Origin of the sequence: Polynucleobacter asymbioticus (genome assembly GCF_018687575.1) — a bacterium.
In the GTDB taxonomy this organism is placed as follows: domain Bacteria; phylum Pseudomonadota; class Gammaproteobacteria; order Burkholderiales; family Burkholderiaceae; genus Polynucleobacter; species Polynucleobacter asymbioticus_C.
In genome coordinates, this window is record NZ_CP061297.1 from 1,377,348 (window position 1) to 1,392,692 (window position 15,345).

The window sequence follows — 15,345 nt, forward strand, 5'->3', positions numbered from 1 at the left end:
CGGATAGCTTTTTATATCTGAAATACACCCCGTTAATAACGGGGTCGACTCTATGAGAGCGCTTTAGTTAGCTCTGGAACAGCCACATTCAAGTCGGCAACCAGGCCATAATCAGCAACACTAAAGATTGGCGCTTCTGGATCTTTATTAATCGCCACGATCACCTTGGAATCTTTCATACCGGCTAAGTGCTGAATCGCACCAGAAATACCAACGGCAACGTAAAGCTGTGGAGCCACAATCTTGCCAGTCTGACCAACCTGGTAATCATTTGGAACATACCCAGCATCAACCGCAGCACGTGATGCACCCAAGGCAGCACCAAGCTTATCCGCCAAGGGCACAACAATCTCTTGATACTTCTCGCCAGAACCTAAGCCGCGACCACCAGACACAATGATTTTGGCGGCAGTCAATTCTGGACGATCAGACTTAGTTAATTCACGTCCAACAAAAGAGGACTTATCCTCAGAGTTCGTTGCCGCAACTTTCTCAATAGCAGCAGATCCTCCCGTACTTGCCACCGGATCAAAGCCGGTGGTGCGAACGGTAATGACTTTAACTGGGTCAATTGACTGCACAGTCGCAATCGCATTACCTGCATAAATCGGACGCTCAAAGGTGTCAGATGAAATAACCCTGGTGATATCTGATAGCTGAGCTACATCTAACTTCGCAGCAACGCGTGGTAATACATTCTTACCATTGGCAGTAGCTGGGGCAAGAATATAAGCATAGTCATTGGCAATCGCCAATATTTGAGCAGCTAAAGGTTCAGCCAGTTGATCGGCCAAAGATGCCGCATCCGCCTGAATCACTTTACGCACTCCAGCAATTTGACAAGCTGCAGTAGCTACAGCATCAGCACCACTACCAGCAACCAATACATCCACCTCGGGAGAGCATTGCAAAGCAGCAGCAACTGCGTTGAGCGTAGCGGCCTTTAAAGATTGATTATCGTGTTCAGCAATCACAAGTGCGGCCATTTAAATCACCTTCGCTTCATTTTTAAGTTTATCGACTAAGGCAGCCACATCAGCCACCATCACACCAGCAGAGCGCTTAGGCGGATCTTCTACTTTGAGAGTCTTCAGGCGTGAGGCAATGTCAACACCAAGCTCTTCTGGCTTCACAATTTCTAAGGTCTTCTTCTTTGCCTTCATGATGTTAGGCAAAGTGACATAACGTGGCTCATTTAAACGTAAGTCGGTAGTAATGACTGCAGGCAAGGTAATAGCAATGGTCTCTAGACCACCATCGACCTCACGCGTCACACTCGCTTTACCATCAGCAACCACTACTTTGGAGGCAAATGTCGCCTGAGGAATATCCATCAAGCTAGCCAACATCTGACCGGTCTGATTGCTGTCATCATCAATCGCCTGTTTACCCAGGATCACGATCTGCGCCTGCTCTTTTTCAGAAAGTGCTTGGAGAATTTTTGCGACGGCTAAAGGCTGTAACTCAGCATCAGTCTCCACCAAAATAGCTCGGTCTGCACCGATCGCTAAAGCAGTGCGTAGTGTTTCTTGACATTGGGTTGGTCCAGCGGACACCACTACTATCTCAGTTGCAATGCCGGCCTCTTTCAGGCGCACAGCCTCTTCAACGGCAATCTCATCAAATGGGTTCATGCTCATTTTGACGTTTGCCAGATCGACACCAGAGTTATCTGACTTTACTCGAATTTTGACGTTGTAATCTACAACACGCTTTATTGCTACTAAGATTTTCATGCTTCATTCTCAATTATTTGAAGTGACTCTAGTATTTTATCTTCCCATTGCGATTCATTGCTCAAGTTGAATCGCATTTTCAAACTCATACTAGATATCGGCTAGCGCCTTAACGTGCGCCACCACACTTCGACCTAAAGCAGAAAGGTTGTAACCACCCTCTAGGCAACTAACGATGCGGCCTTGAGCATACTGGTTGGCAACCCCTTTAAGCTGTTTGGTAATCCAAGCATAGTCGTCCTCTACTAAGCCCATCTGCCCTAAATCATCCTCACGGTGAGCATCAAAGCCTGCGGAGATGATGATGAGCTCTGGCTCAAAGTCCCGTAGACGCGGCATCCACTGCTCTTCCACTATCGAGCGCACTACATCACCCCGTGTAGAGGCAGGAAGCGGCACATTCACCATATTGTTTGCTCCATCCAAGCCGCTGTATGGATAAAACGGATGCTGAAAGAAGCTACACATTAGGACATTAGGGTCATTGAAAAATGCTGCTTCAGTACCGTTACCGTGATGCACATCAAAATCGATGATGGCCACACGTTCGATACCGTAAGTCTCCATCGCATACCGAGCTGCTACAGCGACATTATCAAAGACACAAAATCCCATGGAGCGGGTCGGCTCCGCATGATGTCCTGGTGGGCGAATGGCGCAAAATACATTGTCAACCTCACCCTTCATTACTGCATCAACACCCGCAATTGCAGCACCTGCTGCACGTAGTGCAGCGCTCCAAGTATGGGGGTTCATAATAGTGTCACCATCGAGCATGAAATAACCACTGGCTGGTGAGCGCTCTTTAACAAAGGCAATATGATCTGGACTATGGACTAACTCCAGCTGATCTTCAGTTGCTAATGGTGCATCCAAGTGGTGCAGAAAGCGGTCGATGCCACTACGAATCAATTGATCATTGATTGCCTGAATCCGCTCAGGGCACTCGGGATGATGGCTACCCATCTCATGTTTTAGAAAATCTGGGTGAGTTATGTATCCTGTTGTCATGACTAGAAATCCTCAATAGCAAAACTGTAGTTTTTATAATGTAATCAAACCTGCTAAAACCTTAAAAATCCACTTCCTTATCCATGAATTTTCGTGTCTCCTACCTTGCTTCAATACTATCAATAGCGCTACTACTTGGCGCCTGTTCCAGCGCCCCCGTTCAGCAAGCTAGCCCTACAGAGACTATCGTAAACCAGTCCGAGGATACTGCGACAGAAGCTCGATTTAGCCAAAACCTCAACCAGTTAATTGCGCAAGTTGCTCAAACCCAGGGAATCCCTCAGGCGAGCCTGGAATCAGGCTTCTCAGATGCCAAAACGATTCCATCCATTCGCAAACTGGTACTACCCCCGTCGGGTAGCTTTAAAAAGAATTGGGTAGCCTATCGTAAGCGCTTTATTGAGCCGGTCCGCCTGAAGGCAGGCAAAGCGTTTTGGGAACAAAACCAGGCATTCCTGAATAAAGTTGAGCAAGAATCAGGCGTTCCGGCTGAGGTCATTGTCTCCATTATTGGGATTGAAACCATCTATGGCCGCCAAACTGGAAATTTCCGGGTAAAGGATGTGCTTTCTACGCTTGCCTTCAGCTACCCAGATACACCCAATAAGGCAAGTCGCGAACAGCTTTTTAAAGATCAGCTTCAGGAACTGATCCTCATGTGCTGGACTGAGGGTGGCGGAAGCCTTCCTGCAAAGAACAGTACTCAAGGATTAAATCCGGTGCGATTTAATGCCTGCCTTAATCAAAATAGCTCCTACGCTGGCGCAATGGGTTTGCCGCAATTCATGCCAAGTAGTATTCGCAGCTTTGCTGTAGATGGTGATGGTGATGGGCGCATTGACCTCAAGCAAAGTCCTAAAGATGCTATTGCTAGCGTGGCCAATTTCATGAGAAAACATGGCTGGCAGCCTGGCATGCCGATTTACTTCCCCGTGCAGGATGGAGCAATCAGTGAAGCGAGAGCCTTAGCAGACGGTGAGCCGCAACTCAAATACACCATTCAAGATCTCATCACAAAAGGTATCTTGACTAAAGAACAGGGCGACCTGCAAGCAGGTGGCGTTGAGCCGCAAAGCAAGGCACTTATTGTCGATCTTCCCTACCCCGATAAGGATGGCAATGATCAAGTTCGTTATGTAGTTGGCTTGAATAATTTTTTAACGATTGTACAGTACAACCGCAGCTACTTTTACGCGCAAAGTGTTGCTGAGTTTGCAGAAGCTCTAGGATACAAAAATCAAAGCGTCGTTACTGCTCCAGCAAGCAAAGTGAAGTCAGAAACAAAGTCAGGTGAGCCAGCCAAACCCAAACCGAAGAAGCCTGCTAACAAGAAAAAACAAAAGCAGGCTTAACGTAGCTCAGACCAAATGCATTACGCTGGGAAAACCCCAGTAGAAAGATAACGGTCACCACGGTCGCAGACGATAAATACAATCGTTGCATTCTCAACCTGGCGAGCGATGCGCAAGGCAACTACTAAAGCACCCCCAGCTGAAATACCGCAGAAGATACCCTCTTCGGCCGCAAGACGGCGAGCCATCTCTTCTGCATCTGCTTGACTGACATATTCAATACGATCAACCTTGTCGCCTTGATAAATCTTAGGCAGGTACTCTGGAGCCCATTTACGAATACCTGGAATCTGAGAACCTTCTTCTGGTTGCGCGCCAATAATCTGAATATTGGGATTCATGGACTTGAGATAAGTGGAGACTCCGGTAATGGTTCCAGTAGTACCCATCGATGAAACAAAGTGGGTAACTTGGCCATCAGTATCACGCCAGATTTCTGGGCCAGTGGTCTCGATATGAGCGCGGGGGTTATCTGGATTTGCAAATTGATCCAACAATCTTCCGCGACCCTCTTTCTGCAATTGCAATGCATAGTCGCGAGCAAACTCCATGCCACCAGAGGCTGCTGTCAAAATTAACTCAGCACCGTAAGCAGCCATACTTTGTCGACGTTCAATACTTTGATTTTCAGGCATCACCAAAACCATCTTGTAACCCAACATCGCAGCAGTCATTGCCAAGGCAATGCCCGTATTACCGCTGGTAGCCTCAATGAGGGTGTCGCCAGGTTTGATTTCGCCGCGCTCTTGTGCGCGCAGGATCATCGACAGCGCAGGTCGGTCTTTCACCGACCCGGCTGGATTATTACCCTCCAACTTTCCTAAGATCAGATTATTTTTAGAATCGTTTTCTGCGCCAGGAATGCGTTGTAAACGAACCAGGGGTGTATTACCCACGGTCTGTGAAATAGTTAAGTAGGAAGGTGTGCTCATGAAACCATTTTAGCCATAAGCCAGGCTAGACGTAAAAGGGTTTAATTTCGGCGACTTGGTTCCGCACGATCCGAATGATGACGCGAACCACTTTGACCGCGTGAGCTACGTCTGCTAGCCTTGGAACCCTCTTTATTAGTCCTGCCGTGCGGTTCACGAAAAGAGCTCGGGGCCTCAATAGTTAAACCGTTATCCACCATCTTTTCCACGGATTTCATACCAATTCCGCGAACCCGTTTTTGCAGGTCATTCGCATCCTGGTAATGACCCCCATCTAAGCGCTCCGCAATAATGGTTTTCGCTTTAGATGGCCCAATACCCTTAATACTCTCCAACTCAGACTGAGTTGCAGTATTGACATTCACTGGTGAAGCTGTAGCCAATGCAGAGACAGCCACTAATGCCGAAAATACCAAAGACTTTAATAATTGATTCATTTAATCTCCATCAGTTAATAAAAAATCCACCTACACAAAGTGCAAGTGGATCAGTTACAACGAATGGGGGTTCAGTTAGTTTACTGTTTTTAAGCTCTTAAAGCGGGCTCGCCAAGAAATCTGCATTGGCTGATAGCCAAGCTATATAACGGCTGACACCCTGCTCCACATTGAGGAAGGGCTCTGAGTATCCAGCGGCACGCAACTTAGTTAAATCCGCTTGTGTAAAACACTGGTACTTACCTTTGAGCGCATCCGGAAACGGAATGTATTCAATCGCTTTTTCTTTAACCAACTCTTCTAAGCTAGCAGGATTGGCATGATCAATTTTGCGCATGGCATTGGCTACTGCATGAGCAACATCGTTAAATGGTTGCGCACGACCGCTGCCGAGGTTGAAGATACCGCTGATTTCTGGGTGATCCAAGAAATATAAATTTACTTTCACCACATCTTCAACTGATACAAAGTCACGACTCTGCTCACCAGCAGCATAGCCACCATATTCACCAAAAAGCTTTACTTTGCCATTGGCTTTGTATTGGTGATATTGATGGAATGCTACTGAAGCCATTCGACCTTTATGTGATTCACGTGGACCGTACACATTAAAGTAGCGGAAACCAACCACCTGAGCAGTATTAGCTTTTTCAGCAAAACGCTTACGCATCACTTGGTCAAATAGGAATTTGGAGTAACCATAAATATTTAATGGCTTCTCATGCTCACGACTCTCTACAAACACGTCGGAGCCACCGTAGGTTGCTGCCGAAGAGGCGTAAAGCAATTGCACTTTTTGCTCTGTGCAGATATCGAGCAAGTCCATGGTGTAACGATAATTATTCGCCATCATGAAGATGCCGTCGGTTTCCATCGTATCGGAGCAAGCTCCTTCATGAAACACTGCCCTCACCTTGCCAAAACGACCACTTCTAAATGCCTCCAGAAATTCGTCTTTATCAAGGTAGTCAATGATGTCTAAGTCCGCTAGATTGCGATACTTATCAGCGGGACGTAAATCATCGACCGCAATAATATTTTTCTCACCACGCGCATTGAGCGCCTGAACAATATTGGCACCAATAAAGCCAGCAGCGCCAGTAACGATAATTGTCATTGCAATTCCTCTGAAGTAACGGTAGCGGTACCCAATTTACCAACCACAATACCACCCGCACGATTCGCTAAAGCCATCGCTCTTTCAAGCGGCCAACCTGCTGCTAATGCCACTGCGAGAGTGCCGATGACCGTATCCCCTGCGCCTGATACATCAAATACTTCACGCGCTTGCGCCTTAACGTGACTGACGCCCGCCTCTGTGAATAAACTCATACCCTCTTCTGAGCGGGTCAGCAATAAAGCTTCGAGGTTTAATGACTTTCTGAGGTCTTGCGCTCTCTTAGTGAGATCCTCTTCACTGGTCCATTGACCAACTACCTGACGGAGTTCACTTCGGTTTGGAGTGAGTACGGTGGCACCGCGGTACTTAGCATAGTCATCACCCTTTGGGTCGACTAGGATCATTTTCTTCTGGGCACGCGCCTGCTCAATCATTAAGGCAACTTGGCCCAACGCACCTTTGCCATAGTCAGACAAAATCACGACATCAGCATCACCAACAAGCTTTTCATAACGCTCTAACTTATGCGCTAGCGCTGACTCACTAGGAGCTTCTTCAAAATCTAAACGAATCAATTGTTGCTGTCTTGCAATGACGCGCAGCTTCACAGTGGTTGGCACTTTGCCATCGACTTCAAGCTGACTATCTACACCGCTTGACTTCAGCAACTCGGTAACGCGATGTCCTGGCTCATCGTCACCAATCACACCCAAAATCGTTGTCTTTGCGCCAAGGGCTGCAACGTTACGCGCCACGTTAGCCGCACCACCCAAACGTTCATCAATCTTACCAACCTGAACAACTGGCACCGGTGCCTCTGGAGAGATCCGATTCGTATCACCAAACCAATAGCGATCCAGCATGACATCGCCCACTACCAATAAGCGGGCTTTAGAAAATTGTTCTCGGTTGGCTTTTTCCACGATGTAACTAATCTCTCTAATCTTTCGAATGGATTCTGTTGTACTGGTAATTAATTATGACGACCAATACCCTGGTACTCAATGCCTAATTCTTGCATAGCTTGTGGCTCATACAGATTACGGCCATCAAAGATGATGGGGTTCTTCAATTTGGCTTTCAGAAGATCAAAATCCGGACTACGGAAGGCTTTCCACTCAGTGACTATCACTAGGGCATCAGCACCTTGGGTGGCTGCCATTGGATCATCCACCAAACTAACCTGTTTGAGACCTTCTGGATTGCCTTTAAAGTCCACTTCTAGGCAGTGCTGAGTTTCTGGCATCGCTACTGGGTCATGAGCTACGATCTGGGCACCTCGCTTGACTAGCTCTTGAATAATGACTCGACTAGGGGCTTCGCGCATATCGTCGGTATTCGGTTTAAATGCTAAACCCCACATGGCGAACTTCTTACCCTTCAGGTCGGCACCAAAGCGTTTTTCAATCTTCTCTACGAGGATGTACTTTTGAGCTTCGTTCACCGCCTCAACAGCATCGAGAATCTTCAAATCGCGACCATACTCAATCGCAGTCTTCGACAGGGCAGAAACATCCTTTGGAAAGCAAGAGCCGCCATAACCAGTACCGGAGTATAAAAACCCGTAACCAATACGAGAGTCCGAACCAATGCCTTGGCGCACTGCTTCAATATCCGCTCCAACCAAGTCAGCCAGATTCGCTAACTCGTTCATAAAAGAGATGCGGGTGGCTAACATCGCATTGGCTGCGTATTTAGTAAGCTCAGCACTCTTCACATCCATGTAGTAGGTACGCTCATGGTGGCGGTTAAAGGGGGCGTAAAGTTTGCGCATTTGTTCCTTAGCACGCAGACCAGCCGGGGTGCTTTGTGTACCAATCACAATACGATCTGGGCGCATAAAGTCTTCTACAGCTGCACCCTCTTTCAGAAACTCGGGATTAGAAACTACGGAGCACAGCTCTGGGGAGAGACTTCTCTTTTGGAGCTCTTCAGTAATAGCGGCTTGCACCTTATCAGCAGTGCCTACTGGCACAGTCGATTTATCGACAATCACCTTAGGGGTGGTCATATGGCGACCAATATTTCGGGCTGCTGCTACGACGTACTGCAGATCAGCAGAACCATCTTCATCAGGAGGGGTACCAACGGCAATAAATTGAATATCGCCATGAGCAACTGAAGCAGCAATGTCAGTAGAGAACTGCAAACGCCCCGCCGCGCGATTGCGCTCAATCATCTCTTTGAGGCCTGGCTCATAAATGGGAACACCGCCAGAGTTGAGAATCTCAATCTTCTTGGGATCTACGTCCACACAAAAGACGCTATTACCTTGCTCCGCTAGGCAGGCGCCCGTAACAAGACCAACGTAACCGCTGCCGATGATAGTGACTTTCAATATATCTCCAAATAACTCTATTTACATTGAAGGGCCGCTAGGAACGGCTCCTTCGCTGCGTCTCGGGGAGTATGCCTCCCAGTGATTGCAACCCGGACACTGCCAGTAAAAACGTCTCGCCCTAAAACCACAGTTACCGCAGGTGTAACGAGCCAAACTGGTTGTGCGCTGCTTTAATAAACTTAATGTAGCCTGCAAATCCGATACCCGCTCTGGCGTACCGTTGCTCTCCGCCAAGGCCAAACGGGTCTCAGCCAACTTGGAGAGCGCACTCAAGCTTGGTGAATGTTGCATCACCTCAACGAGCATCACTTCCGCAGCTTGTGCGCCACGAATTTGAGTCATATGCTTTTGCACAATATCGAGCAACTCACCAGAAGCCTGGGTTTTTAATAGCTCACAAAGTGCACTTAAGCCTTCATCTGCTTTATTTAGCGCAGTGTGTGCCGCCATCCAACGATCCGCAAGTAAATGCATATAGGCAGGATGTGTTTTCGCAATCACGGCCCATACCTCAATTGCCTGGGCTGGGCGATCCATGGCAATTAAATAATCACCCTGCAAAATCAATGCGCGCGCATGGTGGGGAACTACCTGCAATGCTAATTGCACCGATTGCTCAACCTCTGGCAAATCCTTGCGACGTAGTGCCTCTTGACCAATCTCGCAATGAAACTGAGCAATTTCCGTGTGATGGGATTTTCCTTGCAAGCCTTCTAGCTCACTGGCGGCAATAATGGCTTTTTTCCAATCCCGCTCAATTTGGTACATCTCCAACAAACTCTCTTTTGCAGGCGCTGCAAACTTGCCTTCACCCACGCGATTTAATGAAGCTTCAGCACGGTCTAATAATCCAGCTCGGAGAAAATCACGGCCCAATTCATAAGCGGCATGATCTCGATCGCGTGGCTTTAAGTCATCACGATTAGCCAAGTGCTGGTGAACTCGAATGGCACGCTCAGTTTCGCCGCGGCGACGGAATAAATTACCTAAAGCAAAATGAAGTTCAATAGTTTCGGGATCGAGCTGAGCAATCTTGACCAAGGTTTCAATCGCTTGGTCTGGCTGTTCATTTAATAAAAGGCTTAAACCTTTAAATGTGGAGCGTTGCTGACGCATACGCTCACGTTCATCCATACGGTTTTCAAGATGGAGATCCCAGCGCGAAGCCAGCCAACCAATAGCAAACATGACTGGTAATAACAGTAGCCAGGAGGTTGCGATCTGAATCATGCTGTGCAGAACATCAATAAAAAAATGGTCCGAATGGACCACTGGATATGCGCTATGTGACTAGGCACCAGAACCCTCTTTAGGGCTCACTTGCTTCAAAGGCTTATAGTCAACACGCTCACGTAATTCTTTTCCAGGCTTGAAATGGGGCACCCGTTTTTCTGGGATCAATACTTTCTCACCAGATTTTGGATTGCGGCCAGTACGCGCAGGACGGTGATGCAAAACAAAGCTACCAACACCGCGCAACTCAATCCGCTTGCCTTCGGCTAAAGCGTGAGTCATGGTGTCTAGCAAAGTTTTTACTGCTAACTCCACATCACGAGGTAATAGCTGGGGAAACTGTTCCGCCAAGCTCTCCACGAGTTCGGAGCGAGTAATTGCTTGTTGCTCTTGATCTGACATGATCTATCAATAAAAAACCGCCGCTCTCCTAATGGAAAGCGGCGATATTGATTTAGCCTTGATTGTCCAACTTCGCTTTTAACAAAGCACCCAAGTTGGTTGTGCCGGACTGCGCATCACCTTGGAGTTTGCTCATAGCGTCTTGTTGGTCAGAGCTGTCTTTAGCTTTGATTGAAAGATTGATTGCACGTGACTTACGATCAATGTTGATGATCATTGCAGTTACAGTGTCGCCTTCTTTCAATACATTGCGTGCATCTTCAACGCGATCTGTTGAGATCTCAGAAGCACGCAAGTAAGCTTCAACTTCATCGGCCAAGTGAATAGTTGCACCCTTAGCATCAACAGCCTTCACAGTACCAGTTACAAGGCTGCCCTTGTCGCTTACGGATGTGTAGTTATTGAATGGGTCACCAGACAATTGCTTGATACCAAGAGAGATACGCTCTTTCTCAACATCAATAGCCAATACAGTAGCTTCAACTTCATCGCCTTTTTTGTATTTCTTAACAGCTTCTTCTCCTGGCTCATTCCATGAGAGGTCTGAGAGGTGAACCAAACCGTCGATACCACCAGGCAAACCAATGAACACACCGAAGTCAGTAATAGACTTGATTGCGCCAGTCAACTTGTCGCCTTTTTGTTGGCCACGTGAGAACTCTTCCCATGGATTTGCTTTGCACTGCTTGATGCCCAAGCTGATACGACGCTTGTCTTCATCAATGTCCAGAACCATGACTTCAACTTCGGTTCCTAATGCAGTAGCTTTGCTTGGAGCAACGTTCTTGTTAGTCCAATCCATTTCAGAAACGTGTACCAAACCTTCGATACCAGATTCGATTTCTACGAATGCGCCGTAGTCAGTCAGGTTAGTTACCTTACCGAATAAACGGGTGTTTGGTGGGTAACGACGAGCGATACCAACCCATGGATCATCACCAAGTTGTTTCACACCGAGTGAAACACGGTTCTTCTCTTGATCGAACTTCAAAATCTTAGCGGTAACTTCTTGACCAACAGTCAACATCTCGCTTGGGTGACGCACACGACGCCATGCCAAGTCGGTAATGTGCAAGAGGCCATCGATACCACCGAGGTCCACGAATGCGCCGTAGTCAGTGATGTTCTTAACGATACCTTGAACAACGCTACCTTCTTTGAGGTTAGACATCAACTTCGCACGCTCTTCACCTTGGCTAGCTTCAACAACTGCACGACGTGATAACACTACGTTATTACGCTTACGGTCAAGCTTGATAACCTTGAACTCCATCGTCTTACCTTCGTAAGGGCTGGTGTCCTTGATTGGGCGTGTATCAACGAGTGATCCAGGCAAGAATGCACGGATACCGTTAACCATGACTGTCAAGCCGCCCTTAACCTTACCAGTAACAGTACCGGTAACGATCTCAGCTTGCTCGAGAGCTTTTTCCAAATTCATCCATGATGCCAAGCGCTTAGCTTTGTCACGGGAAAGGATTGTGTCGCCATAGCCGTTCTCAAGAGCGTCAATAGCAACAGAAACGAAATCGCCAGGAGCTACTTCAATCTCGCCAGCATCGTTATGGAATTCTTCAACAGGAATAAACGCTTCGGATTTCAATCCAGCGTTAACAACGACGAAGTTATGGTCGATGCGAAGTACTTCAGCCGAAATAACTTGGCCGGTCTTCATATTCGATCGGGTTAATGATTCTTCAAATAGTTCTGCAAATGATTCAGACATTTATATATTCACTTTGTGCCGCCAGAAGGCCTGACGGGTTAGATTAAAAAAGCCCCAAGAAACACGCTAAATTAGAAAATCGCGTTGTAGAGTTTCTTAAGACGCCAAAACAACTTCTACTACCGTTTACTTCCCACCAAAAACTAAGCTATTTTTGATTGATACCAATCTAAAACCGTCTTAACTGCTTGATCTATCGATAATTCTGATGTTTCAAGCACTTTAGCGCCGTCTGCAACTAACAAAGGTGCGGCACCTCGACTACTGTCTCTGGCATCGCGCTCTTGCAAATCCTGCAGCAAGTCATCGAGTTTAGCAGAAATTCCCTTAGCTATCAATTGCTTATACCGACGTTCGGCCCTAGCTTCGGCCGTTGCCGTCAGGAAAACCTTCAAAACTGCATCTGGAAATATCACGCTAGCCATATCCCGGCCATCAGCAACCAAGCCCGGAGTAGCCCTAAAACCATGCTGGACTGCAACTAAAGCCTGCCTCACCTCAGGATGGACTGCAATTGCCGAAGCACGTAAGCCAATGCTTTCCGTACGAATGGCCTCAGTTACATCTTCAGAATTGAGCAGAATTTGGCCATTTTTGAAGGAAATCACCAGTTTTTTAGCCAAAATACCTAGTTCTGGGCCATTTTTGGGGTCAATGGATGCTTTTTGACTGCCCAGGGCAACCAGTCGATATAGCGCCCCACTATCCAGGTAATGAAAACCCAACTTTTCCGCCACCAAGGAGGCAACCGTACCCTTGCCAGAAGCAGTAGGTCCATCAATCGCGATGACTGGAGGCAAATTCATCAAAAAGGCTTTTAAGAAACGATCTTTGCAAACTCTGCAAAGTAAGTGGGGAAGGTTTTGGCAACGCAATTGGGATCATTGATCTGCAGCGCATTAGGGCCAAAAGCGGCCAATGAGAAACACATCGCCATGCGATGGTCATCATAAGTATCAATGCCTTCGGCAGGAGACTTCCAATTAGCGGGGATTTGAGGAGCTTGCACCACGATGTAATCGGCACCCTCCTCAACGATAGCCCCAACCTTTTTCAACTCTTTTGCCATCGCTGCGATGCGGTCGGTTTCTTTTACGCGCCAACTAGCAATATTGTTCAAGCGGGTTGGTCCTTCAGCAAACAATCCAGCAACAGCAAGTGTCATCGCCGCATCCGGAATTTCCGTGCAATCAATCGTGATGCCCTTGAGTTTGCCATTGGTATTCTTCACGCCAGCAACCTCGATCCAATCTTCTCCAGAAGAAATCTTAGCGCCCATCAATGCCAATGCATCTGCAAATGCAACATCCCCTTGAATGCTCTCATTACCAACACCCAGGACGCGCACCGGTCCGCCACCAATCGCGCCAAGCGCCAAGAAATAAGATGCCGATGATGCATCACCCTCAACCGATAAAACGCCAGGACTTTGATAGACCGCATCAGCAGTTTTGGCAGGAATCACAAATGACTGCGCATCAGGGCAAGCCACTCTGACACCAAAGCGCGCCATGAGCTTGAGTGTGATGTCGATATAAGGGCGAGAAATCAATTCGCCTATGACTTCAATCTTGACAGGCTCTTTAGCCACTAAAGGCAAGGCCATCAATAAGGCGGTTAAGAACTGACTAGAGACATCGCCACGTACCTTAACAACATCTTGGATTGAAATATCCGCCGCAACAATCTTGATCGGTGGATAGCCTTCTTGTAATTCGTAATCAATCTTTGCGCCGACTTGTCGCAATCCATCTACCAGATCCCGAATAGGACGTTCATGCATACGAGGCACGCCAGATAGACGATAGTTACCACCTTGCATTGCAAGGGCAGCTGTTAGCGGACGAATTGCCGTTCCCGCATTACCCATAAAAAGATCTGCGTTTTGGACTGGGAACTTGCCCCCACAACCCTCAACGACACAGACTTTGTCTGCTTGATCGATTACAGATAAACCCAACTGACGAAGCGCATTACGCATCACCTGGGTATCGTCAGCATCTAGTAAATTTTTGAGGGTAGTTGTGCCTGAAGATAAAGCGGCCAATAACAAGGCGCGATTCGAAATACTCTTAGAGCCTGGTAAGACTATCGAACCCTGTGCTCGCTTGAATGGTCCAATCTTGATGTCTGGCAAACCGCTCATCAAAGTACATCCAAATCTTGGCGAGCTTTGCTAGCTTTATTAAATAACTTCTCAAGACCTGCACCATCATTGTCGGCAATCAATTTACGCATGTGATTGACGATGAGTAGGTATTGATCGAGCTCTTTTAGAACTGCGGTGCGATTACCTAAGCAAATATCGCGCCACATTTCAGGACTCGAGGCAGCAATTCGCGTGAAATCTTTGAAACCTGCGCCAACATGACTCAGTTTTTGATCGGCATCTTCAGAATTCACAACGCTGGCCATTAATGCATAAGAAAGGATGTGCGGCAAATGGGAAACAGCTGCGTAGATCGCATCATGCTGGACGCAAGAAATCTTTTTCACGACTGAGCCAGCCGACTGCCAAAAACCTTCGATTAAATCGGTGTCTTGCGGCGAATTTTCTTGTAGCGGGCAAAGAATGGTTTGCTTGCCTTCAAATAAATCTGCCTTGGCAGCGCTAGCGCCATGTTGTGCACCACCAGCAATAGGGTGTGCAGGAACAAATTGGCAAGCCTTTTTACCCAACACTTCCTTGGCAGCCAAAATCACATCGCCCTTAGTGCTGCCAGCATCTGTCAGCATGGTCCGAGGTTCTAAGTGCGGCTCAATCGTTTCAAAAGCAGTACGCATCTGCGCCACCGGCACACACAACACAATCACATCGGATTGTTTTGCTGCCTCGACTAAATCCACCACTGCATCAATTGCACCCATCTTGAGCGCTTGATCTAAATTTTTAGCGCTACGACCAACACCCAAAACCTTGTTCACTACACCTGCTTTTTTTAATGCCAAACCCAAGGAGGCACCAATCAAGCCAACACCAACAATAGTGACGGTGCCGTAATTACTGGATGGATTAATGATGGCCATGGGGCTTTTTGAATGATCGATTTATTTT

At 47.4% G+C, this 15,345-nt stretch carries 14 protein-coding genes and 1 pseudogene; 1 reads left to right on the forward strand and 14 read right to left on the reverse strand.

Annotation, left to right across the window (positions count from 1 at the left end; all coding sequences use genetic code 11):
* Positions 1 to 50: 50 nt before the first annotated feature.
* The 3 genes from AOC19_RS06940 to AOC19_RS06950 form a co-directional block, all read right to left on the reverse strand.
* Positions 51 to 986, reverse strand: a complete 936-nt coding sequence (locus AOC19_RS06940) for an electron transfer flavoprotein subunit alpha/FixB family protein (RefSeq protein WP_215375224.1) — start codon at positions 984 to 986, stop codon at positions 51 to 53.
* Entirely contained in the window at positions 987 to 1,736 is a 750-nt protein-coding gene (locus AOC19_RS06945) for an electron transfer flavoprotein subunit beta/FixA family protein (RefSeq protein ID WP_215375227.1), read from the reverse strand.
* Between the two features lie 90 nt (positions 1,737 to 1,826).
* Positions 1,827 to 2,747, reverse strand: coding sequence for a histone deacetylase family protein (locus AOC19_RS06950; protein WP_215375230.1), 921 nt, complete (start codon positions 2,745 to 2,747; stop codon positions 1,827 to 1,829).
* Positions 2,748 to 2,830: 83 nt separating this feature from the next.
* Here AOC19_RS06950 and AOC19_RS06955 point away from each other — a divergent pair, with 83 nt between their 5' ends.
* Complete coding sequence (locus tag AOC19_RS06955) at positions 2,831 to 4,099, forward strand: lytic murein transglycosylase (RefSeq protein WP_215375233.1); 1,269 nt, start codon at positions 2,831 to 2,833, stop codon at positions 4,097 to 4,099.
* Between the two features lie 20 nt (positions 4,100 to 4,119).
* Here AOC19_RS06955 and cysM read toward each other — a convergent pair whose 3' ends face one another.
* The 11 genes and pseudogenes from cysM to AOC19_RS07010 all read right to left on the reverse strand — a co-directional run bounded on the left by cysM (position 4,120) and on the right by AOC19_RS07010 (position 15,317).
* Positions 4,120 to 5,031, reverse strand: coding sequence for a cysteine synthase CysM (gene cysM / locus AOC19_RS06960; RefSeq protein WP_215375236.1), 912 nt, complete (start codon positions 5,029 to 5,031; stop codon positions 4,120 to 4,122).
* A gap of 41 nt (positions 5,032 to 5,072) precedes the next feature.
* Positions 5,073 to 5,468 carry a ComEA family DNA-binding protein gene (locus AOC19_RS06965; RefSeq protein WP_215375239.1) on the reverse strand — a complete coding sequence of 132 codons (396 nt, stop codon included), beginning with the start codon at positions 5,466 to 5,468 and terminating at the stop codon, positions 5,073 to 5,075.
* A gap of 97 nt (positions 5,469 to 5,565) precedes the next feature.
* The gene (gene rfaD / locus AOC19_RS06970) at positions 5,566 to 6,585 is read right to left on the reverse strand and encodes an ADP-glyceromanno-heptose 6-epimerase (RefSeq protein ID WP_215375242.1); all 1,020 of its coding nucleotides are present in this window, start codon (positions 6,583 to 6,585) and stop codon (positions 5,566 to 5,568) included.
* Entirely contained in the window at positions 6,582 to 7,511 is a 930-nt protein-coding gene (rfaE1, locus tag AOC19_RS06975) for a D-glycero-beta-D-manno-heptose-7-phosphate kinase (protein ID WP_215375246.1), read from the reverse strand. The genes rfaD and rfaE1 overlap by 4 nt, the downstream gene beginning before the upstream one ends.
* 50 nt (positions 7,512 to 7,561) lie before the next feature.
* On the reverse strand, positions 7,562 to 8,926 hold the full coding sequence (locus AOC19_RS06980) for a UDP-glucose dehydrogenase family protein (protein WP_215375249.1): 1,365 nt from the start codon (positions 8,924 to 8,926) through the stop codon (positions 7,562 to 7,564).
* A 21-nt stretch (positions 8,927 to 8,947) separates the two neighbouring features.
* Positions 8,948 to 10,159, reverse strand: a complete 1,212-nt coding sequence (lapB, locus tag AOC19_RS06985; protein WP_215375252.1) for a lipopolysaccharide assembly protein LapB — start codon at positions 10,157 to 10,159, stop codon at positions 8,948 to 8,950.
* A gap of 108 nt (positions 10,160 to 10,267) precedes the next feature.
* A pseudogene (locus AOC19_RS06990) lies at positions 10,268 to 10,564 on the reverse strand (integration host factor subunit beta); the annotation flags it as partial.
* A gap of 52 nt (positions 10,565 to 10,616) precedes the next feature.
* A complete protein-coding gene (rpsA, locus tag AOC19_RS06995) occupies positions 10,617 to 12,290 on the reverse strand; it encodes a 30S ribosomal protein S1 (RefSeq protein WP_215301598.1) in 1,674 nt (557 codons plus the stop codon).
* Positions 12,291 to 12,433: 143 nt separating this feature from the next.
* On the reverse strand, positions 12,434 to 13,096 hold the full coding sequence (cmk, locus tag AOC19_RS07000) for a (d)CMP kinase (RefSeq protein ID WP_215375255.1): 663 nt from the start codon (positions 13,094 to 13,096) through the stop codon (positions 12,434 to 12,436).
* Between the two features lie 11 nt (positions 13,097 to 13,107).
* Positions 13,108 to 14,427 (reverse strand): 3-phosphoshikimate 1-carboxyvinyltransferase, encoded by a 1,320-nt coding sequence (gene aroA, locus AOC19_RS07005; RefSeq protein WP_215378212.1) that lies wholly within the window; start codon positions 14,425 to 14,427, stop codon positions 13,108 to 13,110.
* 8 nt (positions 14,428 to 14,435) lie between these two features.
* Entirely contained in the window at positions 14,436 to 15,317 is an 882-nt protein-coding gene (locus AOC19_RS07010) for a prephenate dehydrogenase (protein ID WP_215375258.1), read from the reverse strand.
* Positions 15,318 to 15,345 lie beyond the last annotated feature (28 nt).